Genomic DNA, 25,658 nt, shown 5'->3' on the forward strand with positions numbered 1-25,658 from the left:
GTTGCCGTCTATCCGGTCTCGTCCGGTACGGCCGGCAGTGTGATCACCGTCGCGAAGCCGTATCCCCGGCCGTGGGTGGAGTCGTCGGGGCGCGGCAGCCCGTCCTCGACGCGCAGCCCGCCCCCGGCCGCGCCGACCAGGTCGGCGCAGATCGCCAGGCCCAGCCCGGTTCCCGGGAGGTTCTGGTGCCGGGGTGAGCGCCAGAAGCGCTGCAACGCCTGGGATCGTTCGGGCTCGTCCATGCCCTGGCCGTCGTCGCGGACGGCGATCGTGATCACCTCGTCGCGGGCGCGGGCGGAGACCTCCACGTGGCCCGCGTCCGACAACCGCAGCGCGTTGCTGACCAGCTCGTCCAGGATGCTGCCCAACCCGCCGGAGGGCTCCAGGACCCGCAGGCCCGGCGGCACGTCGACCGACAGCCGTTGCCCCGCCATACCCGTCAGTGCCCGCCAGCGCTCCACCCGGGTGGCCAGGACCTCGTCGAGGTCGACGGGCGAAGACGTACGGATGCTCTCCATGCGGGCGCTGGCCTGCAGTGAGTTGAGCAGGTCCTGCATCGCCTTGGCCTCGTCGACGGCCATGTCGTACACCGGCCGGCCCTCCGCCCGGAGATACGGCTCGACGCTCTCCACCGCCAGGCGCAGGCTGGTCAGGGGGTTGCGCAGCTGGTGGGAGGCGTCGGAGACGAACGCCCGCTGCCGCCTGACCGCGTTCTCGACCGCGTCCATCATCGTGTTGAACGAGCCGGCGAGGCGCCGCAGCTCCATCGGGCCCGCCTCGGCGTCCGCCCGGATCGTGAGATCGCCCTGGGAGATGCGCGAGCTGGCCGCGTCCAGCTCGCGCACGGGCCGGAGCACCCACGCCGACACCGGCCAGGCGACGGCCACCAGGCCGATGAGCGGGAGCAGTCCGAGTCCGGCCAGCTGGGCCCAGCGGACGAGGATGCGGTGCCTGGTTTTCGACAGGTCCGAGATGGTGACGACCGCGCCGACGACCTCGCTGTCACGGCCCACCGGCTCGGCGACGACCAGGGCGGCGTCGTCCCACGGCGCCCACTCGCCCGACGGCTCCGAGCGTGTGCCCGCCAGCGCCGCCGTCACGATCCCGGGCAGGGACGGCTGGACCCGCGCCGCCTCCAGGTAGGCGCCCGACGGCCCCAGCAGCACCGCGCCGGAGGTGTCGATGACGGCGGCCCGGATGCCGTAGAGCTCGTGGTAGGTGGCGAGCTCCTGCTGCAGCGCCTGCGTCCGGCCCGTCGACAGCGCGGCGTCGGCCAGCGAGGCGAAGCGGCCCGCGTCGTTGAGCCGGTCGACGTAGGTCTCCTGCATCTCCCGCTCGGCCACCGTGACGCCGAGCGGCGCCCCGAGCGCCACGACGAGCAGGACCGCGAGAGGTACCAGGACGACCAGCAGGCGGCGGTGCACGGCCGGTCAGGCCTGGATCCGGTAGCCGACCCCGTGGACCGTCCGGATGGGCACCGCCGGACCGAGTTTGTGGCGGACCGCGGCGATGTGGGTGTCCAGGGTACGGCTGGAGGCCTCCCAGGCCGCGCCCCAGACCTGGTCGAGGATGGTCTCGCGGCTGACCACGTTCGGCGCCCGGCGGGCCAGCAGCAGGAGCAACTCGAACTCCTTACGGGTCAGCGCCATGGGCACGCCGTCGACGCTCACCTCCCTGGTGCCCAGGACGATCCGCAGCGGGCCCAGTACCAGCGGCTCGTCCGGGTGGCTCAGCGACCGGGCGACCCTGGTGCGCCGCAGGACGGCGTCGATCCTGGCCAGCAGCTCAGGGACCCCGAACGGCTTGACGATGTAGTCGTCCGCGCCGGCGCGCAGCCCGCGTACCCGCTCATGCTCCTCGGAGCGGGCCGTCACCGCGATCACCGCGGTCTCCGGACGGTCGCGCAGCTTGCGGATCACGTCGAGCCCGTCGCCGTCGGGCAGGCCCAGGTCGACGAGGACCACATCGGCCGGATCAGCCTGTACGGCTTCCGCCGCGGTGGCGATGCGGCTGACGTCGAACCCCGACTGAGTTAGCACGGTCACCAGCGCCCGGGCCACGCGGTCGTCATCCTCGATGATGGTGATCCGCATGAAGGCGGATTGTAGGGGTATGCCCGATGTTTGTGTGACCCCCAGATTTCTTGGGATTCTTTTGACACCATCCGCGCTCCCGCCATCCCAGACTTAGGCCGCGCACTACGACATCTGCGCCTGCCCTGCCGAGGAGGCCGCGATATGCCTACGACCAGCACATTACGGATGATCGCCACGATCTGCGTCCTGTCCCTCACCGCCGCCTGTGGCGCAGGCGGGAGCGCGGGCGGCGGCTACCCGGAGCAGAACATCACCATCGTGGTCCCGTTCAGCGCGGGCGGGCCTACCGACACCGTCACCCGCATGATCGCCGAGCCGATGGCCGCCAAGCTCGGCGCCAAGATCGTCGTCCAGAACGTCGAGGGCGCGGGCGGCACCGTCGGCGCGGACGAGGTCGCCAACGCCGACCCCGACGGCTACACCGTGCTGATGCACCACATCGGCATGTCCACGGCCCCCGCCCTCTACGCCAACCTCGGCTTCAAGCCGCTGGAGAGCTTCGAGATGATCGGCCTGGTCACCGAGGTGCCCATGACCATCGTCGCGAGCAAGAACTTCGAGCCCAAGACGCTCCAGGAGCTGGTCACCTACGTGAAGGCGAACGCCGCCAAGGTCACCCTGGCCAACGCCGGCGTCGGCGCCGCCTCCCACCTGTGCGGCCTGCTGTTCCAGACGGCCACCGGGGTCAAGCTGCAGGAGGTCCCGTACAAGGGCACGGGGCCCGCGCTGACCGACCTGGTCGGCGGCCAGGTCGACTTCATGTGCGACCAGACGACCAACACCAGCGGCCAGATCAACGCCGGCGAGGTCAAGGCCTACGCCGTCACCACGCCCGAGCGGGTCAAGAGCCTGCCCAACCTGCCCACCACCGCCGAGGCGGGCCTGCCCGACCTCAAGGTGAGCGTGTGGCACGGACTGTACGCGCCCAAGGGCACGCCACAGAACGTCGTGCAGAAGCTGACGGAGGCGTTGAAGACCGCGCTGGCCGACCAGAAGGTCATCGACCAGATGGCCAAGCTCGGCACAGAGCCGGTCAAGGCCGAGGACGCCACCCCGCAGGCGCACCGCGCCAAGCTGGAGGAGCAGCTCGGCATCTGGGCCAAGGTCATCGCCGACGCAGGGGTCAAGGCCTCCTGAGGTGAAGCGCAGCCGATCCCTCCCCGACGTTCTCGCCGGGGGAATCTTCGTCCTGCTCGGCGGCGCGTTCGCGGCGGGGTCGCTCGGCTACGAGCTGGGCACCCCGCTGCGGATGGGCCCCGGCGCCTTCCCGCTGCTGGCGGGGTTGATCGTCGCCGCCCTGGGCCTGGCGATCGTCGTCAAGGGCCTGGTGGCGGGCGAGCTGATCGCGTTCGGGCCGATCCCGTGGCGGGCCGTCGCCGCGATCACCGCCGCGCTCGTCTTCTTCGGGCTCACGGTCCGCGGCCTCGGCTTCGTCCCGGCCTCGGCCGTGACCGTCCTGCTGACGGCGCTGGCCAGCACCCGCGTACGCCCGCTCACGGCCGTGGCCGTGACGGCCGGGCTGACCGCGGCGGCCACCGTCATCTTCGTCGTCGGACTGCGGCTGCGGATCCCGTTGATCGGCCCGTGGCTGGGAATGTGACATGGACCTCCTCGACAATCTCGCCCTGGGCTTCTCGACCGCCCTGCTGATCCAGAACGTCGTCTACTGCTTCGTCGGCGTCCTGCTCGGCACCGCCGTCGGCGTCCTGCCCGGCATCGGGCCGACGGCGACGGTGGCGATGCTGCTGCCGATCACCTTCAACTTCGAGCCGGTCACGGCGCTGATCATGCTGGCGGGCATCTACTACGGCGCGCAGTACGGCGGCTCGACCACGGCCATCCTGATCAACCTGCCCGGCGAGTCATCGGCGGCGGTCACCGCCCTCGACGGCCACGAGATGGCCCGCCAGGGCCGGGCGGGCGCGGCGCTTGCCGCGGCCGCGGTCGGCTCCTTCATCGCCGGTACGGTGGCGACCGTGGTGCTGGCCGTCGCAGCCCCTCCCCTGGCCCGCGTCGCGTTGCAGTTCGGGCCCGCCGAGTACTTCTCGCTCGTGCTCCTCGGCCTCATCGTCTCGATCTCGCTGGCGCGCGGCTCGGCGCTGAAGGCCCTGGCGATGATCGCGCTGGGCGTACTGCTCGGCACGGTCGGGCAGGACATCTACACCGGCACCCCGCGTTTCACCTTCGACCAGCGTGAGCTGTTCGGCGGCATCGACTTCGTATCGGTCGCGGTGGGCATGTTCGGCGTCGCGGAGATCCTGCGCAACCTGGAGAACGAGCACGCCCGCACCGCCATCGCCGGCCGGGTGCGCAACCTCTGGCCCACCCGCGAGGACCGCCGCCGGATCATCGGCCCGATCCTGCGCGGCACCGGGCTCGGCGCCGCGCTCGGCGTACTCCCCGGCGGGGGTCACGTGCTGGCCTCGTTCACCTCCTACGCCGTCGAGAAGCGCGTCTCGAAGCGCCGGGAGGAGTTCGGCCACGGCGCGATCGAGGGGGTCGCCGGCCCCGAGTCGGCGAACAACGCCGCGGCGCAGACCTCCTTCATCCCACTCCTCACTCTCGGCCTGCCCGCTCACCCGGTGATGGCGCTGATGGTCGGCGCGTTCATCGTCCACGGCATCACCCCCGGACCGAACGTCATCACCGACGAGCCGGCGCTGTTCTGGGGCCTGATCGCCTCGATGTGGATCGGCAACGTGCTGCTGGTCCTGCTCAACCTGCCGTTGATCGGCATCTGGGTACGCATGTTGCGCATCCCCTACCAGGTGCTCTTCCCGATGATCATCCTGTTCGCGGCGATCGGGACCTACTCCCTGGGGTTCAACGCCTACGACGTCTACGCGATCGTCTTCTTCGGGCTCCTGGGGTACGTCCTGATCAAGTGCGGCTGCGAGCCGGCGCCGCTGCTGCTCGGGTTCGTGCTCGGACCGCTGATCGAGGAGAACCTGCGGCGGGCGCTGATCATCTCGCGTGGCGACGCGACCGTCTTCCTCACCCGGCCGATCTCGGCGGTGCTGCTGGTGCTGGCCGTGGCGGCCCTGATCATCGCGGCGCTCCCGGCGATCCGGCGACGTCGCGAGATCGTGTTCACCGAGGAGGACTGACCCCATGCGCACGAGCCGGAGCGCCCACGTCTCACGCGTGCGGTGATCCAGACAGGCCTTCCGCGTTCGCCCGAGGGTGACTTCGCGCCGGTTCGGGAGCTGAAGGTTTCCTGGATGGCCCGGGAAGTCCGATGAGCTGCGAATTCTCCGCTGCCACCGGCCAGAACGTGACCAGCACTTGGCACCGCTTGGAATACAGGGTGCCGGAAGTCGGTTAGAGTCGAGTGGCCGCTGTGGTTAGTGTCCCCCGGGCCGCAAATTACCGCCTTCACGGAATACCGTTCGGCTGGAGCCGTGTTGTGCCTCTCGCCGAGGAGGCGACCGCCACAGCGGCCTTGACGTCTTACCAGGCGCCCCACATCGAGTGGGGCGCCTGCTTTGCTGCTCAGGCCCACACCACCTGCCACCGCGCGAGATCGTCTCAAGGCGCTGACGGACGGAGCGCGGTGGCGATGTCGGTCTCGATGGCTTCGACGGCGGTGATCACGCCGTAAGCCAGCAGGTGGGTGGTGCAGTGGTCGCTGAGGTGACGGTCGCCGGCCCGCCACTCCACGACGTCCTCGTCGGTGAGGACGTCGGGGGCCAGGCCTGCCAGGAGGGCGACCTTCGCGCCCGCCCGGCCGCCGCCCTCCAGCGGGGCCAGGGCCTCGTCCAGCCACGCACCCGCGGGCACGCGGCGGCCGCGGTGGGCGGTGATCGTCGCGGTCACCACGTCCGACGCCGCCGGGGAGAGCAGCGCGGCGCCCTGGCCCGCGGTCGCCGTCAGCGCGGCGTACGCGGCGCCGATCGGGGTGCCCTCGGCCCAGGCGGGCTCTTCCCGGGAGGGCAGGCCGTCCAGCAGCGCCAGGGTGGCGCCGGGCTTCAGTTCTCCGGTGGGCTCGCGCAGCACGGGAGCGTCCTCGAACGCCGGCGGGTCCTCGGGGTTCAGGGTGCCGGGCATCAGGCCCGCCGGCAGCATCGCCGCGGCCACCCGGTCAATGAAATGGGTGAAAAGGACTGTGCCGACCAGTTCGGCGGCCGTCTCGCCGGTGAACGGCGCTTCGCCCGGCTCACGTACGCCGGTGGAGGAAGCCCAGGAAAGCAGCGCGCCGAGCCGTACATCGGCCGGATCTTCACCACGCTGGACGGCGTCGGCGAGCGCGCCCGCCCCCAGGCGGCGCACCACCACCACGAGCGTCTCGATCTCGTACGGGACGCCGTTGGCCAGCGCCGCGCCCAGGGCGGCGACCGCCTTGTCGAGCATCGGGACTGAGCCGGCCAGCTGCGCCTCCCGCATCAGCGACCACCCGGCCGCCATCAGCTCCTCCGACTTCGACAACATCATCACCGCCGGGCCGATGCTGCTGAACTCCCGGTTCACCTGCGTGTACACCTCGGCGACCAGGCCGCGGGCCCGCTCCGGCCGGACAGGGCTGACATGACGGATGAGGGATGACATCCCCGATGCTCCTCACGATCGTGCGAGTGGAGCCTCGATCCTCGCCGCCCGCCGACCGGTGTGTCGTCGCACCGGGGAAGGCATCCGGCGGTGGTAGGGCGGCTACGACGACGGGCGTACGCGCCAGCCGGTTTCCGTGCCTGGCGTCTTCCGGAGTTCTACGTTTCACGCCGGGTGAGCACCAAGGGGACGTCGTCGGTGATGGCGATCGTGTGCTCGGAGTGGGCCGTGCGTGAGCCGTCGGCCGAGCGGATGGTCCAGCCGTCGGCGTCGTAGACGATCCGGTCGGTCGTCCGCGCGAACCAGGGTTCGAGCGCGAGAGTCAGTCCCGGCCGGAGTATCAGGCCGCGGCCCGCCCGGCCCTTGTTGGGAACGTGGAGTTCCTCGTGCATGGTACGGCCGATGCCGTGACCGCCGAACTCGGTGTTGACCGGATAGCCGTGGTCGCGGGCCACCGCCCAGACGGCCGCCGAGATGTCGCCCAGGCGGTTGCCGGGACGTGCCGCCTCGATCGCCGCCTCCAGCGCTTCCTCGGTGGCGCGGATGATCCGCAGGTCCTCCTCGGCAGCGGTGCCGACGACGATCGTACGCGCCGAGTCGGCCACCCAGCCGTCGATGCCGACCGCGAGGTCCGCGCTGAGCACGTCCCCGTCGCGCAGGGTGTAGTCGCGTGGCAGGCCGTGCAGGACGGCGTCGTTGACGGACAGGCAGATGACGTTGCGGAACGGGCCGCGCCCGAAGGACGGCGCGTAGTCCCAGTAGCACGAGTCCGCCCCGCGCCGTTTGATCATGCCGCGCACGTGGCGTTCCAGGTCCAGCAGGTTGACGCCCACCTCGGCGAGCCGGCCTACCTCGGAGAGCACCTCGGCGACGAAACGCCCGGCCACCTGCATGCGCTGGATCTCGGCAGGCGTCTTCAGTTCAATCACGAAAACCTCGCGTCAAAGTCGGTATTACTATACCGGCAACCCTAACACTTGCCGGTATAGTAATACCAACCCTATGCTGGGGGCATGGTCCGCCAACCGCTCACACCCGAGCAGATCGAAGCCGGCAGGCGTCTCGGCACCCTGTTGCGCCGCGCGCGAGCGGGACGCGACCTGGAGGAAGTCGCGGCCGCGGCCGGCATCTCGCCGGAGACCCTGCGCAAGATCGAGACGGGACGCCTGCCGTCCCCAGGATTCGGCACGATCGTCCGCCTCGGCGAGGCACTCAACCTGCCCGTTCAAGAGCTGGCCGCCACCTGGCGCGGCAACGATGTACCCCTGGAGGCCGCCTCGTAGCCGCCGACGCCCCCGCACGACCACCATCGCCCCGAGGCCAAGAGCCTGCGGGGCGTTGACTTTGTCGCAAGGCATGTCGCACTATGTTGCTACAAAGCTTGCGACAAAGGAGGCGCTGTGACGCGCGAACCCTTACCGGGCACCGACCCGCGAAGCCGTGCGGCCGACCTGCGGCTGGCGGGTGAGTGGCTCGCCCAGCACGACCTGGCCGGCGCCCGGCCGACCCCGCTGCTGGCCAGCCGGCTGGCGGTCCGCAGACGCGCCCGCCTGGCCACGTACGTCATCCTGGCCGCGCTGATCATCGTGAGCGCCCTCGCCGCCACTTCCGCCTTCGGCGGCCTCCAGCGGTATCGCCCGCTCCTGCTGCTGGCCCTGGCCGTGTCGGTGGCCGGGCTTCTGCTGGCGCAGTCCCTGCTCGGCCGGTGGGTGCGACGCGTCGACCGGCGAGCGGGCGCGACGCTGTCGCGCCGGGCCGCCCATCCGATCCAGCCCGGCTGGCGGGTCGTGCTCGGCCGGCCGTACGCCGTCTTCGCGATCGCCACGTTCGCCGGTGCGATGGCGCTGGCCGCCAGCGCCCTGACCGTGCCCGACCCCACCGTGCGGCAGCTGGCCGTCGTCGTGCTGATCGGCCTGCTCGGCGCGACGGCCATCACCGGCATGCAGCTGCGCCACCTGCTCAGGTTCCCGGTCGTGGCGGAGGACGAGGAGTCGCTGACCGCCGACGTCATCATGCGCGTCGAAGACGCCCGCGAGCTCACCACGCCGAGCGTGCAGTGGTCGCTTCCGGTGGTGCTGTTCGGCACCGCGCCCGGCTGGTGGGGCGCCGCCGCGTTCGCCTTCATCGTTCTGAGCCTGGCCGCGTGCGTCGCGCTCCACGCCAGGACGGCGTCGTGCGCGACGGTGGCCCGGCGGGCCATGATCGTTCAATGATCGTCATCGACGCGACCTCGCCGGTGCCGCCGTTCGAGCAGTTGCGGGTTCAGCTCGCCCGGCAGATCCAGGACCGCACGCTGGCCGTGGGCGCCCGGCTGCCGACCATCCGCCACCTGGCGGCCGACCTCGGCCTGGCCGTCAACACGGTCGGCCGGGCCTACCGGGAGCTGGAGGAGGCGGGGCTGATCGAGACCCGCGGGCGGGCCGGCTCGTTCGTGTCGTCCGCCGGCGAAGAAGGCCGGGAGCGAGCCCGCCGGGCCGCCGCCGACTACGCCGCCGTGATCGCCAGCGTCGGCCTCGACGCGGGCGAGGCGATCCGCATCGTCCAGGCGGCACTGGCCTCCGGAACGACAGCACCGGCCTCGCCGTAACGGCGACCCGAGGACCCGCGACCGCCGCCGGAACCATGATCCACAAGACGTCGTTTCGGAATACTCGCGGAATGATCAACGTTGGAGGATGGGGCCGGCCCCGCTCCGGCGCTGATCAGGCGACGATTTCGCACGCGAATCGATATTGCACATCGAGTGGGGTGCCTGCTTTATGGTGGGGTGCGCCGGAGCGAGATCGATTCAGGAGACCTGTTGCTGTACCAAGTGGTCAAGTTCGCCGCCACCCCCCTCGCGAACGTCATGTGCCGCCCGCACATCTCGGGTGGGTCGAACGTCCCCAGGACCGGCGGTGCCATCCTGGCCGCCAACCACCTGTCGATGATCGACTCCTTCCTGCTGCCCGCGCTGCTGCCCCGCCACGTGACCTTCGCCGCCAAGAGCGAGTACTTCTCCGGCAATCCGGTCTCCCAGTGGTTCATGCGGCTCGGCGGCAGCCTGCCCACCGACCGCGACAGCGCCCACGCCGCGCAGGCCATGCTCGAAGCCGCCGCCGACCTCCTGGAGCGCGGCGAACTGTTCGGCATCCACCCCGAGGGCACCCGCTCCCCCGACGGCCGCCTGTACCGGGGCAAGATCGGCGTGGCCTGGCTGGCGCTCAAGACGGGCAAGCCGGTGCTGCCGGTGGCGCTGTCCGGCACCGAGAAGGTCATGCCGGTCGGCGCCAGGGTCCCGCGCCCCGCCAAGATCGGGATCACGATCGGCGAGCCGATGCGCTTCGAGGGCGACTACAAGAGCGCCCGCGACCGGCGCCGCGTGACCGACGACATCATGTCCGCCATCCAGAAACTCTCCGGCCAGGAATACGTCGCCCAGTACGCCGCCAGCCTCAAAGCCGCCTCGTAGCGCACCTCGCCGCCCATCCGTCACGGCACCGTCCCGCTGTGGTGTCCGTGCCGTCACGCCGCCCATCCGTTACGGCAAGCCGCCCCACCCCCACCCGCCGCCGCGCGCGGGCGCCGATCGTGGGGATCGCTTCTCACGCCGGACAGACGCACCGCCGTAACGGCCCACGTGGACCAGCCGCACGGGGGCGCACAGCGAACGGCCGGAGCGGGATCTCCCGCCCCGGCCGGCCCCCGCTTGCTAGGTGTAGTTCTGGACCCGGACGTATGCCGTGCAGTTGACGGCCGCGACCCGGACGTCGTAGTACCGCGACGGGTTCAATCCGGTGATCTTGGTGGATCGGGCGATCGGGAACGCCCATCTGCCGCCGAAGTAGCTCTCCCTGTTGGTCGTCCGGTCCGTGTACCAGAAGTTCAGGTAGCACGATGCGGAGTTGACCGAGGAGTAGCGCACGTAGAGCCACCCCTCCGGGTTGTGCGGTTCGATGGCGCCGGGCTGCGAGCCGGCCTGGTTGACCACGCAGTCGATGATCACGTAGCTGGGGGCGCACCAGCGCCACCCCCAGGGGTCGGCGCTGGCCGGCGCCGGGTTCGCGGTGAACAGGGCCGCGGCCGTCGCGAGCGTCGTCGCGAGCACGACCAGGGTCCGCTTGATGCGTTTGCGCATGTCTCTCCCCGTGCTGTCGAGCAGGTGTGAGCTACCGAACGAGGCCAGCGAAAGGGATCTCCGGGGCGAGCGGCAACGGGCCACGAATTCTCCGCACAAGGCCGCACAAAAGGCCCGGCGCTCCGCCACTATGGGTGCGATGTCGCGCCAGGTTCGCGGAGGATGGCATGCCCGATGGCTTAGATCGTCCCGACCCCGACCGGGTCACCACCCCCGGGGAGTCCCGCCCCGACCGGGCGGCCACCACCCCTGACGATCCACGCCCCGACCGGGTCACCAACCCCGACGGTCCCCATTCCGGCCGGGCCACCACTCGCGAGGATCCCGATCCCGACCAGGTCGCCACCCGCGAGGATCTGGCTCGCGAGCTGACGCTTCTGCGCAACACGGCGCGAAAGACGATCAGGGAGCTCGGCAAGGCCGTCGACGTCCCCTACGGCACGCTGGGCGGATGGTTTCGCGGGGCGAACGTGCCGCTGGCCTCGCAGGCCGACCAGTACGAGAAGGTCCTGCTCACCTGCGGCGTGACCGACCCGGAGCAGCGTGAGCGGTGGGTGCGGGCGCTGCTGCGCGTACGGCGGGCGCCGGGCCGCCGCTCGGCCGACCAGGCGCCGCCGTACCGGGGACTGGAGTGTTTCCGGCCCGAGGACGCCGGCTGGTTCTTCGGGCGGCAGGAGCTGACCAGGCGGCTGATCGACCAGGTGTCGCCGGGGCTGACCATGGTGGTGGGGCCGTCCGGGTCGGGCAAGTCGTCGCTGTTGCGCGCCGGGCTGATCCCGGCCCTGCCGTCCTGGGTGCTGCTGAATCCCGGCGAGAGCCCGTACCCGCGAGCGACCGACGGGGTGGTGATCGTCGACCAGTTCGAGGAGATCTTCACCGAGGCGCTCACGGAAGGCGAACGGCTGCGTTTCATCGGCGAGCTCACCGAGCTGGCCGAGGCGGCGCCGGTCGTGGTGGGCATGCGCGCGGACTTCTATCCGCACGCCCTTCGCCACCCGGCGCTCGCCGGCGCACTGCAGACGCGTCAGCTCGTGGTCGGGCCGATGACCGAGAACCAGCTGCGCCAGGCCATCGAGGGCCCGGCCCGCCGCGCCCGCCTCGACCTCGACACCGGGCTGGTCGAACTGCTGCTGCGCGAGATCGCCCCCCACGAGGCGGGCACGCTCCCGCTGCTGTCGCACACACTGCTGTCCACCTGGGAGAACTCCCGCGGCCGCAGGATGACCGTCGAGCACTACCTGGCCAGCGGCGGCCTGCGGGGGGCGGTGGCGGCCACGGCCGAGTCCGTCTACGCCGAGCTGAAGCCCGACGGGCAGGAGCTGGCCAGGCAGACGTTCCTGCGGCTGACCCACATCGGGACCGACACTGCCGACACGCGCCGCCGGGTCACGCGGGACGAGCTGGCCGACGAGGCGGGGCCGGTTCTGGACCACTTCGTACGGCGCCGCCTGCTGACCGTGGACGCCGACACCGTGCAGATCAGCCACGAGACCCTGCTGTCGGCGTGGCCGAGGCTGCGGTCGTGGATCGACGCCGACCGGGCGGGGCTGCGCGTGCTGCGGCAGCTCACCCAGGCCGCCCAGTCGTGGGAGGCGGGCGAGCGGGACCCCGGCGCGCTCTACCGGGGCGGACGGCTGGAGGCGGCCCGTGAGTGGGCCGGCGACCCGATGCGCCGCGCCGAGCTGAACCCGCTGGAACGGCAGTTCCTCGACGTGAGCCTCCAGCAGCACCGGCGCAGGAACCGCCACCTCTACCAGCTGCTCGCCGCCCTGACCGTGCTCGCCGTGCTGGCGGGCGGGCTGGCCGCGTACTCCCAATGGAAAAGGGTGGAGGCCGACCAGGCGCGGGACATGGCGATCTCGCGGACCATGACGATGACGGCGGCGCGGCTGCGCGCCACGGACCCCGTGCTCGCCGCCCAGCTCGCGGTGGCCGCCTACCGGCTCGCGCCGACGGTCGAGGCGCGTTCCGGCCTGGTGGAGGCGGCCGGCGCGCCCGCGGCCACCCGGATGGTCCGCCCGGGGCGGGCGCTGCAGGCGGTGGCCACCTCGCCGTCCGGGCGGCTGCTGGCCGCCGCGGGCGCCGCCGTCACCGACAGCGCCGTCCTGCTGTGGGACCTGTCCGACCCCCGCCGTCCGGTACGGCTCGGCCCGCCGCTCACCGGGCACACCAGCTCGATCTACGCGGTGGCCTTCAGCCCGGACGGCCGCATCCTGGCCACCGGCGGCAAGGACCGCACCGTCCGGCTGTGGGACGTGTCCGACCCGGCGCACGCGAAGCCGCTGGGCGCCCCGATCAGCGGCCCCGCCGACACCGTCTACGCGCTCGACTTCAGCCCGGCCGGGCAGGTGCTGGCCATCGGCAGCCGCGACGGCACGATCCGCCTCTGGGACCTGCGCGCCTCCACCCTCACCACCCCGGCCCCCGCACAAGGCCAGGACACCCCCAAGGACACGAAAGACGCGAACAGCACACCAGGCGCACAGGGCGCAGAGAGCGCGAAACACGCGGAGGGCGCTGGAGAGGCGGAGGGCGCGGTGCGGGCGCTGGCGTTTCGGGCGGACGGGCGGGTGCTGGCGGTGGGGAGCGGGACCGACACCGCGGGTTCGCTGCGGCTCTGGGACACCGGTGACCTGACCGACGTGCGGCCCGCCGGTCCCCCGCTGCCGCTGCCGAGCCGGGTCAACGCCCTCGCCTACCACGGCGCCCTGGTCGCGGTCGGCAGCAACGACGGCTCCGTACGGCTGTGGGACACCACCCGCCCGGACCGGCCGGCGCCGTTCGGGCGCCCGCTGGTGGCCGAGGTGAGCGTGTGGGTGAACGTGGTCTCGTTCAGCTCCGACGGCCGCCTGCTGGGGGTCGGCAGCGCCGACAACAGCGCGCGTGTGTGGGAGGTGGCCACCGGGCGGGTGGTCGGTCTGCTGCCGCATCCGGAGCCGGTGACCGCCGTGCAGTTCAGGAACGGCGACCGCCTCGTCGTCACCGGCGGCGCCGACGGCGTGGCCCGCGTCTGGGACCTGCCGGGACCGGTGATCGAGGCGAGCGAGCACCCGATCGACAACGTGGCCTTCAGCGGCCGCTCCACCCTGCTGGCCGCCGCCGCGGGTGACATCAGGCTCTGGGACGTGGCCGGTCGCCGTCCCTCGCCGGTGAGCCCGCCGCTGACCGCGCCGGCGCCGTACGACCGGATGGGCAGCACGGTGGCGATCAGCCCGGACGGCCGCACGCTGGCGGGTGGCACGCGGCTCGGCAACGCCGTCCTGCTGTGGGACATCACGGACCCGGCGCGGCCGGTGCGCCGCGCCACGCTGCTCGGCCCGTCGGCGCTCGTCCAGGGTGTGGCCTTCAGTCCCGACGGCGCGCTGCTGGCGGCGGGCGGCGACGACGGCACGGTGCGCCTGTGGGACGCGCGCACGTGGCGGGCGCTCGCCACGCTGAACCCGGGATCGGGGCAGGTCTTCGCGGTCGCGTTCAGCCCGGACGGGCGGCGGCTGGCGGCGGCGACGCAGGGCGGCGTGGTGGCGCTGTGGGACGTGCGCGATCCGGTCGCGCCGGGGCGGGCGACGACGCTCCTGACCGCGATGGGCGACGACGTGCGCTCGGTCGCCTTCAGCCACGGCGGCGCGCTGCTGGCCGCGGGCAACGCGTCGGGGACCATCCGGCTGTGGCGGCTGGGCGGCGCGGCCGGTCCCGTCCTCGCGGGCGCGCCGCTGACCGGGCCGGACGGGCGGGTCTTCGCGGTGGCCTTCGACCCGCGCGACGGCATGCTCGCGGTGGGGACCGGGGCGGGCCAGCTGTGGCTCTGGGACATCGCCGACCCGGCGGCGCCGCTGCTGCGGGTGGCGGTCAACAGCCCCGGCGAGAGCTACACGGAGCTGGCCTTCAGCGCGGACGGCGGCATGCTGGCCAGCGCTGGGGGCGACGTGCGGCTGTGGGAGGTGGACCCGGCGCTGATCACGGCCAGGCTCTGCCGGGAGTCGGGAGACGCGATCACAGAGCCGGAGTGGCGCAAGCACGTGTCCGGTGTCGCCTTCCGGCCGCCCTGCCCCGCGTAAAGAATTTGCTGATCGCGCATCTTTTCCGATTCGGCAAGTTTGCGGCGGGCGTGACGGGCCTGCTGCTGCGTCCCGGCTGCCATGTCGCGTGGGCGTCGGCCGCGCCCCTGCCGGACGCTCAGGAACGCGAGGAACTTCGCACGGCCCCGTCACGCTGGTCCGGCACACCCCTCGCCGTGGCGGGGCGCGTGGGCTGAGGGATGTTCATCGCCGCGTCCAGGCGGGCTGGGCGACGTCGAAGACGCGCTGTTCACGGCCGCGCAGGCACACCTCGGCGAACTGCCACAGGATCGCCCCCGTCGGCGCGTGCACGAGGATCGCGGGCCCCAGCGGCATCTGCAGCAGAGGCCCGCGCCAGCGCGGCACACCGGGGGCCAGCAGCCGCTCCAGCGGCACCTCGTGCACGGAGGCGACCTCGCGCGGGTCGGGAACGGCCCGCTGATCGCCCCCGAACGCCACCACCGGAGTGATCACGAACCCGGAGTCGGTGACGAAGTCGTCCAGCAGCCCCGCCACCCGCACCCCGGTGATCCCGGTCTCCTCGGCCAGCTCGCGCAGCGCCCCCCGCACGGGCTCCTCGCCGTCGTCCAGCCGCCCGCCCGGCAGCGCCCACTGCCCCGCGTTGCGCCCGCGCGGCGCGCGCTTGATCACGATCAGGTGCGGCTCGCGCCCCTCCAGCACGCACACCGTGACCGCCGCCGCGCGCAACCCTTCGACCGGCGGCGCCGCCCGGCGCTCGAACCCGTCCAGGTTGGCCCGTACCGTCGCCTCCAAAGCCGCCAGCGCCTCGAACACCGGCCCAGGATCTCACCCCGCCCCGGCTCAGGAGGCGGCGGGCCGTACCGCGAAGGCGAGGGAGAGCTGGTGGAAGGCGCGCCCGGCGGCGGCGACCGCCTCGGGGTGGACCTCGTCGGCGGCACGGCCGCGGGAGAGCTCCAGCCACGTACGGCGGGCCAGCACCCGCTGCGCGGCCAGCACCTGGGCGGACAGCAGCGCCGCGGACAGCTCGTCGTAGTGCCCGGCCAGGGCGTCGGCGAGGGCGCTCTCGTCGGCGGCGACGTACACGGCCACGCGGGCGGCCAGGCTGGGCGTCTCGAAGACCATGCGGTGGAAGGCGAGCACCGCGGGGTGGTCGTTGAGCCCGGTGACCGGGTCGCGGCGGGCCAGCCCCGCCAGGAAGTGGTCCCGCAGGGCCGCCAGCGGGTCGCCGTCCGCGGCGCGCACGACGCGGGCGGCCTCGCCCTGGTGGTCGGCGATGCGGTGGACGACGAGGTCCTCCTTGGTGGCGAAGTACTTGAAGAGCGTGGGTTTGGAGACGTCCGCGGCGGCGGCCACCTCGGCCACGGACACCTCGTCGAAGCCCCGCTCCAGGAACAGCGTGATGGCCGCCGCCGAGATCGCCTCGTGTACCTGCTGCCGCTTGCGCTGGCGAAGTCCCGTCATGCCACTATGTTAACCTGGTTAATAACTTAACCGAGTTAAAGGAGTTGGATGAGCACGCTGGACCAGGAGCGTGACTACGTCGAGACGTGCCGCGCGGGGCTGCGGCGCATGCTGGCGGGGGCGCGCGAGAACGTCATCATCGGCGAGAGCGTGGCCGGCGACCGCTACAGCGCCGAGCGGCTGGGCCGCTACCTGAAGAGCCTGGCCAAGGAACTCGGCGAGGAGCCCGACGGGCCGCCGTTCTTCGGGCGGCTGGCGTTCGGCCAGGGCGAGCACCGCGACCGCTCCTACTACATCGGCCGCCGCCACATCCCCGGCGAGCACGGCGGCGTGCCGCTGGTCATCGACTGGCGGGCGCCGGTCTCGCGCGCCTTCTACCGGGCCGGCGCCCGCGACCCGCAGGGCGTGGCGACCCGGCGCCGCTACGGGTGGTCGGGGCCGCGGCTGACCGGGTTCGAGGACGAGGACCTGGGCCGGGGCGAGCAGGGCGGCGGCGCGATCCTGACCGCCGAGATCGAACGGCCGCGCGTGGGCCCGATGCGCGACATCGTGGCCACCATCCAGCCCGAGCAGGACGACCTGGTGCGGGTGGAGGTGGGCGAGTCGGTGTGCGTGCAGGGCGCGCCCGGCACCGGGAAGACGGCGGTGGGGCTGCACCGGGCGGCGTATCTGCTGTACGCGCACCGGGCGCGGCTGGAACGCTCGGGCGTGCTGGTGCTGGGGCCCAACCGGGCCTTCATCGGCTACATCTCCGCCGTGCTGCCCGCGCTGGGCGAGGTGGAGGTGGAGCAGACGACGCTGGAGGAACTGCTGGGCGGCGCCGAGGTCCGGGCCGGCGACCCGGCGCCCGCCGCGGCGGTCAAGCACGACGCGCGGATGGCCGAGGTGCTGCGCCGGGCGCTGTACGGACGGATCGCCAGACCCGTGGAACCGGTCGTGGTCAGCGACGGGGCGGCGCGGTGGCGGGTGTACGAGGACGAGCTGCGGCGCATCGTGGACGACACGCGGCGCGAGGGCCTGCCGTACCTGACCGGGCGCGAACGCGTGCGCTCGCGGATCATGGCGCGTGTCATCCGGCAGGCCGAGCTGCGCGGGCACCTCGTCAACGCGGCCTGGACGAAGCGGATGGGCCGGCAGGTCACGCCGTTCCTGGACGCGGTCTGGCCGGCGCCCAAGCCCGAGCAGGTGCTGGCCGACCTGCTCACCGATCCCGCGAAGGCGGCGGGCGGCGTCCTGGAGACGCACGAGATCGAGGCGATCACCTGGGCGCGGCCGCCGCGCTCGTACAAGAGCGCCCGCTGGTCGGCCGCCGACGCGGTGCTGCTCGACGAGCTGGCCGGGCTGCTGGAGCGGCCCGCGGGCTTCGGGCACGTGATCGTCGACGAGGCGCAGGACCTGTCGCCGATGCAGTGCCGCGCCATCGCCCGGCGCAGCGAGCACGGCTCGCTGACCGTCCTCGGCGACCTGGCCCAGGCCACCACGCCGTGGGCGGCGCGCGCGTGGGCCGCCCAGCTCGCCGCGCTCGGCAAGCCGGCGGCGCGCACGGTCGAGCTCACCACCGGCTTCCGTGTCCCGGCGGCGGTCGTGGAACTGGCCAACCGGCTGCTGGCCGCCCTGGAGGCCGACGTGCCGGCGACCCGTTCCTTCCGCCGGGACGGCGCGCTGAGCGTGCGGGAGACCGCCGACCTGCCCGCGGCGGTCGTGGCGGCGGTGCGGCGGGGACTGGAGCTGGAGGGCTCGATCGGGGTGATCGCCGCCGACCCGGCCGTCGACGGGCTGCGTGCGGCACTGTGGGACGCCGGCCTGGACGCCACCCTCGTCGAGCCCGGGACCGGCGGCGACACGGCGTTCCGGGTCAGCCTGGTGCCCGCCTCTGCGGCCAAGGGACTGGAGTACGACCACGTGATCGTCGCCGAGCCCGCCGAGATCGCCGAGGCCGAGGCGCGCGGGCTCAACCGGCTGTACGTGGCGCTGACGCGGGCCGTCTCCCGCCTGGACGTGCTGCACGCTCGCCCGCTGCCCGGCCCTCTGATCACCGCAGACTCGACAGGACATGCGCGTTCGGTGTGAGATGAAGTCCAGACACGCGTGACTTTCGGGGGTCCATACCTAGGGAGCAGTCCTATGACCACACCAGACGATCCCAACGCCCGGCCGCAGTGGTCACCGCCGCCCGAGCAGCCGGGGCCCGCTCCTCCCTACGACCAGCCGTACGGCCAGGCCCCCTACGGCACCCCGCCCAAGAGCGGCTCCGGCGTCCAGATCCTGTCGATCATCGGGTTCGTGTTCGCGGCCATCGCGCTGCTGTTCATCCCGATCCTGTTCGGCCTCATCGGCATCGTGCTCGGCATCGTCGGCCACACCCGGGGCGAGTCGCTCGGCAAGTGGGCCGCGGTCGCCTCCGGCGTCACCATGATCCTCGGTATGGTCATCGGATTCCTGGTGGTCCGGAGCATGACCGCTTGACCTTGTCGTAGCGTCAAGGTTTTTCATAGAGGTATGCGGATAGGAGAACTCGCCGCCCTGGCCGGCGTCTCGACCAGGGCGGTGCGCCACTACCATCACCTCGGCCTGCTGCCGGAGCCCGAGCGGCGGGCCAACGGCTATCGCCTCTACACCCTGCGCGACGCCGTCACCCTGTCGCGCATCCGGCGGCTGTCGGAGCTGGGCCTGTCGCTGGAGGAGATCCGCGACGTGCTGGCCGACCAGCAGGGCCGCGAGCTGCGCGAGGTGCTGACCGAGCTCGACGCCGACCTGGAGCGGCAGGAGGCGGAGATCAGGGAGCGGCGCGCCCGTCTGGCCACCCTGCTGGAGCAGGAGAACCCGCAACCCGACGACGCCCTCTCACCCGACATGGCGCGTATCCTCGGCCGGCTGCCCCGGGGCGGCGGCGGCATGGCCGCGCGCGACCGCGAGTTCCTGGCGCTGCTGGACACCTCGATGCCCGCCGACCGGCGGGCCGACTTCGTGGACCCCGTCCTGGCCCTGCCGGAGACCGACCCGGAGTTCCACGCCCAGGCCATGCAGGTCTATGCCGAACTCGACGCGTTCGCCGACATCGTCCCCGACGAGGACGACCCGCGGGTGGAGGAGCTGGCCTGGCGGCTGATCGAGCTGACGCCGCGCGAGCTGATCCCCGAAGGCAGCCTGCCTATGCCCGGTGAGGAAGACCCGTTCGTGCGGGCCTTCATGGCCGACCTGAGCCCCGGGCAGGCGGTCGTCATCCGCCGCGTCATGAAGCTGCTGAGCAAGCCGTGAGGGTGGCGCGCCGCATGCTGGCGCACGAACTGCGCGCTCTGGCCAGCCTCGGCTACTGGGTGCTGGGCCGGCGCCATGGCGTCGGGCCCGGCCAGGTGGCCATTCCCTACCACGCGGGCGGGTCGATCACGCTGTGGATGTTCCTGTTCGCGATCGTGGTGGAGGGCGTGGCGCTGGAGCTGTGGCTGGGCTGGCCGATCCTGACCGTCGCGCACGTCTACTTCGTGCTCGCCAACCTCGGCATGATCGCCGCCGCGCGCTCGCGGCCGCACGTGGTGGGCGAGCACGAGGTACGGCTGCGCCAAGGAGCCGCCTTCGACCTGCGCGTCCCCCGCGAGCTGATCGTCTCGGCGCGGGCCGCGAGCCGGATCCACGACTCCGGGTTCGTCACCCTGGCCGAGGGGCGCCTGGAACTGGTCGTCGACTCGCGCACCAACCTCGTGCTGGAGCTGTCGGAGCCGGTGACGGTGGTGCGGCCGCTGGGCCGTACCGGGGAGGCGAGTTCGATCAGGTTGTTCGCCGACGATCCGCGAGAATTTCTCCGGACGCTGTCGATTCCCGCGCCGCCCGCGCGTCATGGCAGTGACCGAAGGGAGAAATCATGAAGTACGTGCTGCTCGTCGTGGGCGATGAGAGGCCGTGGTCGCAGGCGGGTCCCGAGGAGCGCGCCGCCGTCTACGCCCGGTGGGGCGCCTACACCGCGATGCTCACCGAGCGCGGGGCGAACCTCGGCGGCAACGAGCTGGCCCACTCCTCCACCGCCACCACCGTCAGGAAGAACGGCGACCAGGTCCTCATCACCGACGGACCCTACGCCGAGACCGTGGAGCAGATCTCCGGCTACCAGATCGTGGAGGCCCGGGACCTGGACGAGGCGATCGAGCTGGCCGCGGCCATGCCGTCCGACGTGGAGATCAGGAGGTGCGCGTCGTGAAATACGCCCTGTTGCTGTACGGCAACGCCGCCGACTGGGCCAGCGCCACCCCGGAGCAGATCCAGGAGGGCATCGCCCGCCACGGCGCCTACATCGAGATGCTCAAGGGCCGCGGCGCCTACCTGGAAGGCGAGGAGCTCGGCGCGCCCGGCGAGGCGGTCTGCCTGCGCAGGGGCGAAGGGGCGGTGCTGCGCACCGACGGGCCGTTCGTGGAGACGGTCGAGCACCTGGGCGGCTACTACCTCATCGAGGCCAAGGACCTGGACGAGGCGATCGAGCTGGCGACCGCCTGCCCGGAGCGGACCGTGGAGGTGCGGCCGGTGGTGGAGTACTCGGGATGAGCGCCGTCGAGCAGGCGTACCGCGAGCATTGGGCGCGCCTGCTCGCCATCCTCACCGCCGAGCTGCGTGACCTCGACCTGGCGGAGGAGTCGTTGCAGGACGCCTTCGCGGCCGCGGTGCCGGCCTGGCCGCCGGTGCCGGACAACCCGCCGGCGTGGCTGCTGACCGCGGCGCGGCGGCGGGCGGTCTCGCGGCTGCGCCACATGGCGGTCGCGGCCCGCAAGCTGCCGCTGCTCGTGGTCGACGAGCCGCAGGCGGGCGACGACCTGCTCAGCCTGATCTTCACCTGCTGTCATCCGGCGCTGTCGATGGAGGCGCGGGTGGCGCTGACGCTGCGCTGCGTGGGCGGGCTGGGCACGCGGCAGATCGCCCGGTTGTTCCTGGTCGGCGAGGCGACGATGGCGGCCCGGATCACCCGCGCCAAGAAGAAGATCAGCCAGGCCGGCATCCCGTACCGGGTGCCGTCCGGGCCGGAGCTGGTGGCGCGCCGCGACGGGGTGCTGGCCGTGCTGTACCTGATCTTCACCGAGGGCTACGCGGCGGCCGAGGGCGAGGACCTCATCCGGACGGAACCGGCGGCGCAGGCGATCGCGCTGGCCCGGATGCTGGCCGCGCTGATGCCGCACGACAGCGAGGTCGGCGCGCTGCTGGCGCTGATGATGCTGCACCACGCGCGGCGCGATGCCCGGCTGGACGAGCGGGGGCGCATCGTGACGCTCGCCGAGCAGGACCGCGGGCGCTGGCACCGCGAGGAGATCGCCGAGGCCCTGGGCCTGCTGCGGCCGGGACCGCCGGGCCTCTACCAGGTGCAGGCGGCGATCGCCGCCGAGCACGCCTCGGCGATCCTGCCCCAGGACACCGACTGGACCGCGATCGCCCAGCTGTACGAACTGCTGGAGGCGCTGACCGGATCGGCGGTGGTCCGCCTGAACCGGGCCGTCGCGGTGGCCGAGTCGCAGGGGCCCGCCGACGGGCTGGAGCTGCTGGCGGGCCTGGAGGAGCGGTTGCCGCGCCATCACCTGCTCCCGGCGACGCGCGCCGAGCTGCTGCGGCGGCTGGGCCGGCTGGAAGAGGCGGTGGAGGAGTACGGCAAGGCGCTGGCGCTGGTGGGGACGGCGCCGGAGCGCGAGTTCCTGCAGTCCCGCCGCGCCACCCTGCGCGCGTGACGATCACGCGGGCTCGTGCAGCCAGGTCTCGTGCAGGTGCAGCCAGCGCAGTTCCCCGTCCGCTCGCTGGAGGACGGCCGTCGACCGGCGGGCGCCGCCCTCCTGCCACTCCTGGTAGGCGGCCACCAGCAGCGGCCCGGCCTCGGCCACCACGCGCACCTCCCGGATCTCGATCCGCAGGCCGGGCACCGCGCCGCGCAGTCCGCGCACCTGGCGCATCACCTGCTCCCGTTCCAGGGTGCGGCCGTCGGGCCCGGTCAGGGTGAAGGCGGCCGCGTGCGCCCGGTCGAACTCCTCGAACCCCTGCCCCGGCTCCCCCGACAGCCAGCGTTCGATCACCTGGTGGTGGCGGACGATCTCCTGCCGCGCCGTCATCGGGGCCGTCCGGTGAGCCAGTCGATCGGGGCGGCGGGCCGTACGCCCAGGAGGTCGAGCGCGGCGGGGTCGGCGGCCAGCAGCGCGCGGTCGGCGGCGGCCCAGCGGTAGGTGTCCGCGACGGCGGCGGCGGTGACCGGGCCGGTGAGAGCGCTCAGTGCCACCTCGAAGGCGGCGGGGTCCTGGGCGTGGAAGCGGGCGCCGATCGCGGCGGCCAGGTCCGCGCCGGTGACGGCCTCGGCCGCGCCGACGTTCAGGATCTCGCCCTCCAGCCCGTCGAGGGTCAGCGCGGCGTGGGTGGCGGCGGCCAGGTCGGCGTGCGACAGCCAGGCCACGGGCAGGTCGGCGGGCAGCGGGTACGCCAGCACGCCCTCGGCGGCCAGCGGTCCCGCCACCCAGGGGGCGGCCAGGTTGTCGAGGTAGATCGGCGGGCGCAGCTCCACAACCGGCAGCCCGGCCGCGCGCAGGTCGTCCCCGGCGCGGCGGCGGGTCTCGAAGGCGGGCGCACCGGTGCCGGCGGCGGGCAGGCGGTTGCCGGTGTTGAACACCAGCCGCCGCACCCCCGCCGCCAGCGCCGCGTCCCGCACGTTGCGGACGTAGAGGTCCACGGTGCCGGCGTCGTAGACCATGGGCAGCATCACCGAGGCGTGGGTGACGCCGTCGAAGGCCGCCTTCACCGCCGCGCCGTCGGCCAGGTCTCCGGTGAACGGCCGCGCCCCCTCGGGAGCCGGGCCGCTCCGGGTGAAGGCGCGTACGGGAAGGCCCTCGGCCAGCAGGCGGCGGGCGACCGCGCCGCCCTGGGCGCCGGCGGCGTTCATCACAAGGAAGGTCATGGGAGACAGCCTGCCCGGCTCACGGGATACGCTCCATAAAGCACGCTCTCACAATCTTTAAGGATCGTCCGGTGGATGGGGACCTGCTCAGCGACCTGCTCGCCCCGCTGCGGCTGCACGGCGTCTTCCACAGCCGCTGGCAGGCCCGCGCGCCCTGGGGCGTGGCCGGGCGGCGGGAGAGCTGCGCCCTGCTGCACTACGTCGACCAGGGCTCGTGCACCGTCGAACTGCCCGGCCACCCGCCCGTCACCCTGGCCGCCGGCGACCTGGCCGTCTTCCCGCACGGCAGCGCCCACCGGCTGGCCGACCGGCCGGGGCGGGCCACCGTACCGCTGAGCGGGGTCCTTCCCGAACGCCAGCCCGGCGGCGTGCGCACCGTCGAGATCGACGGGCCGGGCGCGCGGACCGTCATGCTGTGCGGCGGCCTGCACTACGACCGTGCCGCCGCCGCTCCCCTCTACCAGGCGCTGCCGCCGCTGTTCGTGCTGGAGAGCGCGCGGTTGCGGGCCCATCCGCTGCTGGGCGCGACGCTGGAGCGGCTGGCCGGCGAATGGGACACCGCCGCGCCCGGCGCCCGGCTCGTCGCCCTGCGCGCGTTCGAACTCGTCTTCGTCCTCGCGCTGCGCGCCGCCCTCGACGCCCCCGGCTCGGCGCTGCCTGCGGGCGCGGCGGTCCTGGAGGCGCTGCGCCATCCGGGCGTGGCCGCCGCGCTGCACACCGTCCAGACCCGCTTCGCCGAGCCGTGGACCGTGGAGACGCTCGCCGCCCAGGCGGGCATGTCCCGTTCCGCCTTCGCCGCGACGTTCCGCCGCCTGGTCGGCCAGGCGCCCATGCGCCACCTGACCGCCCGCCGCATGCAGGAGGCGGCCCGCCTGTTGTCCGAGACCGCGCTGCCGCACAACCGCATCAGCGAACGCGTCGGCTACGGCACGCCGGTCGGCTTCCACCTGGCCTTCCGTCAGTGGTACGGGCTGACGCCCGGCGAGTACCGCGCCGAAGCCCGGCCGTGACTACAGGAGGGTCAGCTGTTCGGCGTCCGGTCCGGGCTTGGCAGGGGCGCGCCTGGCGAGGCGGCGGGGTCCGGCGGGGCCGGATCCGCCGATGCCGTGGCGGCGGGCCAGATCCTTCACCTGAGCGGTGACGCGCTCCTGGTAGGCGCGGGGCGCGTAGGCGCCTCTGCCGTAGAGCTCCAGGTAGCGCGGCACCAGGCGCGGGTGTTCCCTGGCCAGCCATCCCAGGTACCACTCCCTGGCCCCCGGTCGCAGATGCAGCACCAGGGGCGTCACGTGCACCGCGCCTGACACGGCGATCGCCTCGACGGTGCGTTCCAGCTCGGCCGGGGAGTCGGTCAGATACGGGAGGACGGGGGCCATCAGGACGCCGCAGCGGATCCCGGCGGCGTTGAGGCGGGCGCAGGCGGCCAGGCGGCGTGCGGGGTGCGGGGTGCCGGGCTCCACGGTGCGCCAGGCCCGCTCGTCGACGAAGCCCACCGACACGTTGACGGACACGTCGGTCACCCGCGCCGCCTCGGTCAGCAGGTCGAGGTCGCGCAGGATGAGCGTGCCCTTGGTGAGGATGGAGAACGGGTTGGCCGCATCGCGCAGCGCCTCCAGAATCCCCCGCATCAGCTGATACCGGCCCTCGGCCCGCTGGTAGCAGTCGACGTTGGTGCCCATCGCCACGTGCCCGCCCTGCCAGCGGGGCGCGGCCAGTTCGCGGCGGGTCAGCTCGGCGGCGTTGACCTTCACCACGACCTTGGAGTCGAAGTCGAGGCCGGCGTCCAGGTCGAGGTAGGTGTGGGTGTTGCGGGCGAAGCAGTAGCGGCAGGCGTGGGAGCAGCCCCGGTAGGGGTTGATCGTGTGCTGGAACGACATGCGGCTCGTGGCGGGGACGCGGCTGATGATCGAGCGGGCCCGCACCTCGAAGAAGGTCATCCCCCGGAATTCGGGCGTGTCGAATCTCCGCGTCACCGCCTCCTCGGCGAACAGCGGCACCGCAGGATCACGGTCGTCGGCCCCGGTGAGCCGCAGGTTGTCCCAGCGCATGACATGATTAGAACAGAGGTTCGACAGTGATTGCAAAGGAAAAGAGCGTACAATTACTGGGCAAGATCACGGCTAATGATCTTCATGGTTGGGCAGAAAGTCGGAACAGAGCTTGCGTTCCGGAGGTGCACCATGGCCTGGTCGCAGGACGAGGAGAGGCTGCTGGCCCAGATCGAGCGCCACCTCGTCGACGAGGACCCGCGGCTCGTCGCGCGTCTGGAGTCGTTCAACGAGCGCGCCCGGCGCAGCGAGGCCAGGGCCAACGCGGAGGCGGTCCCCCGCCGCCGCCCGCGCCGCTCGACGATCATCATCATGATCAGCTGGCTGCTCATCGCCACGCTCGTGGCCACGCTGCTCATCCTCGTACTCCGCAACGAGGCCGCCGCCCTGGCGTTCTGATTCAGATGTACGGCCCCGCGTCCCGCCATGCCCACCCACAGGCGAAATGTC

At 72.7% G+C, this 25,658-nt stretch carries 27 protein-coding genes; 17 read left to right on the plus strand and 10 right to left on the minus strand.

Going from position 1 to position 25,658, the window contains the following annotated elements; translation table 11 throughout:
- Positions 1 to 8 precede the first annotated feature (8 nt).
- Entirely contained in the window at positions 9 to 1,424 is a 1,416-nt protein-coding gene (locus ACIBI5_RS22460; protein ID WP_397249661.1) for an ATP-binding protein, read from the minus strand.
- 6 nt (positions 1,425 to 1,430) lie between these two features.
- Complete coding sequence (locus tag ACIBI5_RS22465) at positions 1,431 to 2,093, minus strand: response regulator transcription factor (RefSeq protein ID WP_397249663.1); 663 nt, start codon at positions 2,091 to 2,093, stop codon at positions 1,431 to 1,433.
- A 144-nt stretch (positions 2,094 to 2,237) separates the two neighbouring features.
- On the opposite strand from ACIBI5_RS22465, the gene ACIBI5_RS22470 reads away from it, so the two are divergent.
- From ACIBI5_RS22470 to ACIBI5_RS22480, 3 genes are read left to right on the plus strand one after another with little or no spacing between them, the layout of a single operon-like run.
- The gene (locus tag ACIBI5_RS22470; protein WP_397249665.1) at positions 2,238 to 3,233 is read left to right on the plus strand and encodes a tripartite tricarboxylate transporter substrate-binding protein; all 996 of its coding nucleotides are present in this window, start codon (positions 2,238 to 2,240) and stop codon (positions 3,231 to 3,233) included.
- Position 3,234: 1 nt separating this feature from the next.
- Positions 3,235 to 3,696 carry a tripartite tricarboxylate transporter TctB family protein gene (locus ACIBI5_RS22475; protein WP_397249667.1) on the plus strand — a complete coding sequence of 154 codons (462 nt, stop codon included), beginning with the start codon at positions 3,235 to 3,237 and terminating at the stop codon, positions 3,694 to 3,696.
- Position 3,697: 1 nt separating this feature from the next.
- Positions 3,698 to 5,203 carry a tripartite tricarboxylate transporter permease gene (locus ACIBI5_RS22480; protein WP_397249669.1) on the plus strand — a complete coding sequence of 502 codons (1,506 nt, stop codon included), beginning with the start codon at positions 3,698 to 3,700 and terminating at the stop codon, positions 5,201 to 5,203.
- Positions 5,204 to 5,624: 421 nt separating this feature from the next.
- On the opposite strand, the gene ACIBI5_RS22485 is transcribed toward ACIBI5_RS22480, so the two are convergent.
- Complete coding sequence (locus ACIBI5_RS22485; protein ID WP_397249671.1) at positions 5,625 to 6,641, minus strand: hypothetical protein; 1,017 nt, start codon at positions 6,639 to 6,641, stop codon at positions 5,625 to 5,627.
- Positions 6,642 to 6,799: 158 nt separating this feature from the next.
- A complete protein-coding gene (gene map, locus ACIBI5_RS22490; RefSeq protein WP_397249673.1) occupies positions 6,800 to 7,570 on the minus strand; it encodes a type I methionyl aminopeptidase in 771 nt (256 codons plus the stop codon).
- A gap of 84 nt (positions 7,571 to 7,654) precedes the next feature.
- On the opposite strand from map, the gene ACIBI5_RS22495 reads away from it, so the two are divergent.
- From ACIBI5_RS22495 to ACIBI5_RS22510, 4 genes are all read left to right on the plus strand, one after another.
- Positions 7,655 to 7,924, plus strand: coding sequence for a helix-turn-helix domain-containing protein (locus ACIBI5_RS22495; RefSeq protein ID WP_397249675.1), 270 nt, complete (start codon positions 7,655 to 7,657; stop codon positions 7,922 to 7,924).
- Between the two features lie 117 nt (positions 7,925 to 8,041).
- Positions 8,042 to 8,854, plus strand: a complete 813-nt coding sequence (locus tag ACIBI5_RS22500) for a hypothetical protein (protein ID WP_397249677.1) — start codon at positions 8,042 to 8,044, stop codon at positions 8,852 to 8,854.
- Positions 8,851 to 9,228 carry a GntR family transcriptional regulator gene (locus ACIBI5_RS22505; protein ID WP_397249679.1) on the plus strand — a complete coding sequence of 126 codons (378 nt, stop codon included), beginning with the start codon at positions 8,851 to 8,853 and terminating at the stop codon, positions 9,226 to 9,228. The genes ACIBI5_RS22500 and ACIBI5_RS22505 overlap by 4 nt, the downstream gene beginning before the upstream one ends.
- 213 nt (positions 9,229 to 9,441) lie before the next feature.
- Positions 9,442 to 10,092 (plus strand): lysophospholipid acyltransferase family protein, encoded by a 651-nt coding sequence (locus tag ACIBI5_RS22510; RefSeq protein WP_397249681.1) that lies wholly within the window; start codon positions 9,442 to 9,444, stop codon positions 10,090 to 10,092.
- Between the two features lie 240 nt (positions 10,093 to 10,332).
- Here the strand turns inward: ACIBI5_RS22510 and ACIBI5_RS22515 are convergent, their stop codons facing one another.
- Complete coding sequence (locus ACIBI5_RS22515; protein WP_397249683.1) at positions 10,333 to 10,758, minus strand: hypothetical protein; 426 nt, start codon at positions 10,756 to 10,758, stop codon at positions 10,333 to 10,335.
- A 167-nt stretch (positions 10,759 to 10,925) separates the two neighbouring features.
- On the opposite strand from ACIBI5_RS22515, the gene ACIBI5_RS22520 reads away from it, so the two are divergent.
- Positions 10,926 to 14,813 carry a hypothetical protein gene (locus ACIBI5_RS22520; RefSeq protein WP_397249685.1) on the plus strand — a complete coding sequence of 1,296 codons (3,888 nt, stop codon included), beginning with the start codon at positions 10,926 to 10,928 and terminating at the stop codon, positions 14,811 to 14,813.
- 204 nt (positions 14,814 to 15,017) lie between these two features.
- On the opposite strand, the gene ACIBI5_RS22525 is transcribed toward ACIBI5_RS22520, so the two are convergent.
- Positions 15,018 to 15,608 carry an NUDIX hydrolase gene (locus tag ACIBI5_RS22525; protein WP_397249687.1) on the minus strand — a complete coding sequence of 197 codons (591 nt, stop codon included), beginning with the start codon at positions 15,606 to 15,608 and terminating at the stop codon, positions 15,018 to 15,020.
- A gap of 27 nt (positions 15,609 to 15,635) precedes the next feature.
- Positions 15,636 to 16,256, minus strand: a complete 621-nt coding sequence (locus tag ACIBI5_RS22530; RefSeq protein ID WP_397249689.1) for a TetR family transcriptional regulator — start codon at positions 16,254 to 16,256, stop codon at positions 15,636 to 15,638.
- Between the two features lie 48 nt (positions 16,257 to 16,304).
- Here ACIBI5_RS22530 and ACIBI5_RS22535 point away from each other — a divergent pair, with 48 nt between their 5' ends.
- The 7 genes from ACIBI5_RS22535 to ACIBI5_RS22565 are packed head-to-tail and all read left to right on the plus strand — an operon-like array spanning position 16,305 to position 21,955.
- Positions 16,305 to 18,326, plus strand: a complete 2,022-nt coding sequence (locus tag ACIBI5_RS22535; protein WP_397249691.1) for a HelD family protein — start codon at positions 16,305 to 16,307, stop codon at positions 18,324 to 18,326.
- A gap of 54 nt (positions 18,327 to 18,380) precedes the next feature.
- Positions 18,381 to 18,722 (plus strand): hypothetical protein, encoded by a 342-nt coding sequence (locus ACIBI5_RS22540; RefSeq protein ID WP_397249693.1) that lies wholly within the window; start codon positions 18,381 to 18,383, stop codon positions 18,720 to 18,722.
- A gap of 33 nt (positions 18,723 to 18,755) precedes the next feature.
- On the plus strand, positions 18,756 to 19,514 hold the full coding sequence (locus ACIBI5_RS22545) for a MerR family transcriptional regulator (RefSeq protein WP_397249695.1): 759 nt from the start codon (positions 18,756 to 18,758) through the stop codon (positions 19,512 to 19,514).
- A gap of 14 nt (positions 19,515 to 19,528) precedes the next feature.
- Positions 19,529 to 20,119, plus strand: coding sequence for a hypothetical protein (locus tag ACIBI5_RS22550; RefSeq protein ID WP_397249697.1), 591 nt, complete (start codon positions 19,529 to 19,531; stop codon positions 20,117 to 20,119).
- Positions 20,116 to 20,448: a YciI family protein gene (locus ACIBI5_RS22555; protein ID WP_397249699.1), complete on the plus strand. Its 333-nt coding sequence runs from the start codon at positions 20,116 to 20,118 to the stop codon at positions 20,446 to 20,448. The genes ACIBI5_RS22550 and ACIBI5_RS22555 overlap by 4 nt, the downstream gene beginning before the upstream one ends.
- A complete protein-coding gene (locus ACIBI5_RS22560) occupies positions 20,445 to 20,789 on the plus strand; it encodes a YciI family protein (protein WP_397249701.1) in 345 nt (114 codons plus the stop codon). Before ACIBI5_RS22555 ends, ACIBI5_RS22560 begins: the two co-directional genes overlap by 4 nt.
- The gene (locus ACIBI5_RS22565; protein WP_397249703.1) at positions 20,786 to 21,955 is read left to right on the plus strand and encodes an RNA polymerase sigma factor; all 1,170 of its coding nucleotides are present in this window, start codon (positions 20,786 to 20,788) and stop codon (positions 21,953 to 21,955) included. The genes ACIBI5_RS22560 and ACIBI5_RS22565 overlap by 4 nt, the downstream gene beginning before the upstream one ends.
- 3 nt (positions 21,956 to 21,958) lie before the next feature.
- Here the strand turns inward: ACIBI5_RS22565 and ACIBI5_RS22570 are convergent, their stop codons facing one another.
- The gene (locus tag ACIBI5_RS22570) at positions 21,959 to 22,330 is read right to left on the minus strand and encodes a DUF4440 domain-containing protein (RefSeq protein WP_397249705.1); all 372 of its coding nucleotides are present in this window, start codon (positions 22,328 to 22,330) and stop codon (positions 21,959 to 21,961) included.
- On the minus strand, positions 22,327 to 23,163 hold the full coding sequence (locus tag ACIBI5_RS22575) for an SDR family oxidoreductase (RefSeq protein WP_397249707.1): 837 nt from the start codon (positions 23,161 to 23,163) through the stop codon (positions 22,327 to 22,329). The genes ACIBI5_RS22570 and ACIBI5_RS22575 overlap by 4 nt, the downstream gene beginning before the upstream one ends.
- 71 nt (positions 23,164 to 23,234) lie before the next feature.
- Here ACIBI5_RS22575 and ACIBI5_RS22580 point away from each other — a divergent pair, with 71 nt between their 5' ends.
- Positions 23,235 to 24,173 carry an AraC family transcriptional regulator gene (locus ACIBI5_RS22580; RefSeq protein WP_397249709.1) on the plus strand — a complete coding sequence of 313 codons (939 nt, stop codon included), beginning with the start codon at positions 23,235 to 23,237 and terminating at the stop codon, positions 24,171 to 24,173.
- Here the strand turns inward: ACIBI5_RS22580 and ACIBI5_RS22585 are convergent, their stop codons facing one another.
- The gene (locus ACIBI5_RS22585) at positions 24,174 to 25,208 is read right to left on the minus strand and encodes an Rv2578c family radical SAM protein (RefSeq protein ID WP_397249711.1); all 1,035 of its coding nucleotides are present in this window, start codon (positions 25,206 to 25,208) and stop codon (positions 24,174 to 24,176) included.
- A gap of 132 nt (positions 25,209 to 25,340) precedes the next feature.
- Between ACIBI5_RS22585 and ACIBI5_RS22590 the strand changes: the two genes are divergently transcribed.
- A complete protein-coding gene (locus ACIBI5_RS22590; protein ID WP_397249713.1) occupies positions 25,341 to 25,607 on the plus strand; it encodes a DUF3040 domain-containing protein in 267 nt (88 codons plus the stop codon).
- Positions 25,608 to 25,658 lie beyond the last annotated feature (51 nt).

It is taken from the genome of Nonomuraea sp. NPDC050540 (assembly GCF_044457485.1).
GTDB lineage: Bacteria > Actinomycetota > Actinomycetes > Streptosporangiales > Streptosporangiaceae > Nonomuraea.